2 protein-coding genes are annotated in these 1,968 nt (G+C 66.9%); both read right to left on the bottom strand.

Going from position 1 to position 1,968, the window contains the following annotated elements; translation table 11 throughout:
* The coding region (locus tag ABZT14_RS25540) for a beta-ketoacyl synthase N-terminal-like domain-containing protein (protein ID WP_356306902.1) at positions 1–1,540 on the bottom strand (1,540 nt) is incomplete at its 3' end.
* A gap of 5 nt (positions 1,541–1,545) precedes the next feature.
* Positions 1,546–1,947 carry a phosphopantetheine-binding protein gene (locus ABZT14_RS25535; RefSeq protein WP_356306905.1) on the bottom strand — a complete coding sequence of 134 codons (402 nt, stop codon included), beginning with the start codon at positions 1,945–1,947 and terminating at the stop codon, positions 1,546–1,548.
* Between the last annotated feature and the right edge of the window lie 21 nt (positions 1,948–1,968).

Raw genomic sequence — 1,968 nt, 5'->3', positions numbered from 1 at the left:
CAGACAACCCACCCACACCCGACAACAACCGACCCGCCTGACCCTCCAAACCCCCACCAGACCGCGACGACACCACCCACGGCACCACAGACCAAGAACCAGAAGACCCAGAACCAGCAGAACCAGCAGAACCAGAAACCGAACCCGAGGCTGTACCCGAACCCTCTTCCCCCTCCTCCGAGGACGAGAGTTCTTCGAGAGGCGCCTCCTCAATGATCACGTGGGCATTGGTGCCACTGATACCGAAGGACGAGACGCCGGCGCGACGCGGCCGGTCCCCGGCCGGCCACTCACGCGACTCCGACAGCAACTCCACTTCTCCCGCAGACCAGTTGACGTGGGAGGAGGGTTCGCTGATGTGGAGCGACTTGGGCAGTGTCCCGTGCCGCATCGCCAGGATCATCTTCATCAGACCGGCGACACCGGCAGCGGCCTGGGTGTGCCCGATGTTCGACTTGATCGACCCCAACCAGAGCGGCTGACCCTCGGGACGGTCCTTGCCGTACGTCGCCAGCAACGCCTGAGCCTCGATCGGGTCACCCAACGACGTACCCGTCCCATGCGCCTCCACCACGTCCACGTCCGACGGACGCAGACCGGCGTTCTCCAACGCCTGACGGATCACCCGCTGCTGGGAGGGACCGTTGGGTGCCGTCAGACCGTTCGACGCACCGTCCTGGTTGACCGCCGAGCCCCGCACCACCGCCAACACCCGGTGACCGTTCCGCCGCGCGTCCGACAACCGCTCCAACACCAGGACGCCGACACCCTCACCCCAACCGGTGCCATCCGCGTCATCCGAGAACGCCTTGCACCGACCATCACCGGCCAGCCCACCCTGACGACTGAACTCCACGAACGCGCCCGGTGTCGACATCACGGTCACGCCCCCGGCCAGCGCGAGTTCGCACTCCTCCGACCGTAGGGAAGCAGCCGCCAGGTGCAGGGCCACCAGGGACGAGGAGCAGGCGGTGTCCACGGTGACCGCCGGACCCTCCAGACCCAGGGCGTACGAGACACGACCCGACAGCACGCTGCCGGCGGTGCTGGTGCCTCCGTACCCGTCGGTCTGCTCACCCGACAACGCCAGCATGGCGCCGTAGTCCTGGCCGTTGGTGCCGGCGAACACCCCGACGGGTGTCCCCCGCAGGGACAACGGGGGTATGTCCGCGCTCTCCAGCGCCTCCCACGAGGTCTCCAGCAGCTGCCGCTGCTGGGGGTCCATCGCCAACGCCTCACGCGGCGAGATACCGAACAGCCCGGCGTCGAAGTCCGCCGCCCGGGCGAGGAATCCGCCCACTCCCTCGCCGGCGTCCCAACCACGGTTGGACGGGTACGCGCCCATCGCGTCCACGCCGTCCGCCAGCATCTGCCACAGCTGGTCAGGGGTGTCCGCGTCTCCGGGGAACCGGCAGGCCATCCCGACAACGGCTACCGGCTCGGCCTCGGTGTCCTCCACTTCGCGGAGTCGCTGTTTGGTCTCGTGAAGTTCAAGCGTGACCTTCTTCAGGTACTGAAGGAGCTTGTCCTCGTTGACCATCAAGCTCACCGCCGTCCGATCTCGTCGTCGATCAGGTCAAAGATGTCGTCCGCTGTGGCGGCCTCGATCTTCGCGGAGACGTCGGCGCCCTCGTCACCCTTTGCCTCGCCCTCCAGGCGTTTCATTAGCTGTTGCAGCCGGGCGGTCACCTTCAGTCGGGAGCGTTCGGACTCCGGCAGCGCGAGCAACGTGGATTCGAGACGCTCCAGCGCGGTGTCCGGGTCCTCCTCGGACGGGCCGACGTCCAGCTCCTCCAGCAGGAAGTCGGCCAGGCTCACCGGGGTCGGGTAGTCGTAGATCAGCGTCGAGGGGAGTTTGAGTCCGGTCTCGGCAGCCAGCGCGTTACGCAACTCCACCGCCGTCAACGAATCAAAACCCATATCCCTAAACGCCACCCGCAACCCCACATCCCCACCCGAACCAAACCC

Origin of the sequence: Streptomyces sp. NPDC005438, assembly GCF_040606315.1 — a bacterium.
Classification (GTDB): Bacteria; Actinomycetota; Actinomycetes; order Streptomycetales; family Streptomycetaceae; genus Streptomyces.
The sequence above is the reverse complement of the archived record's forward strand: the minus strand, read 5'-3'. Positions and strand labels throughout refer to the sequence as shown.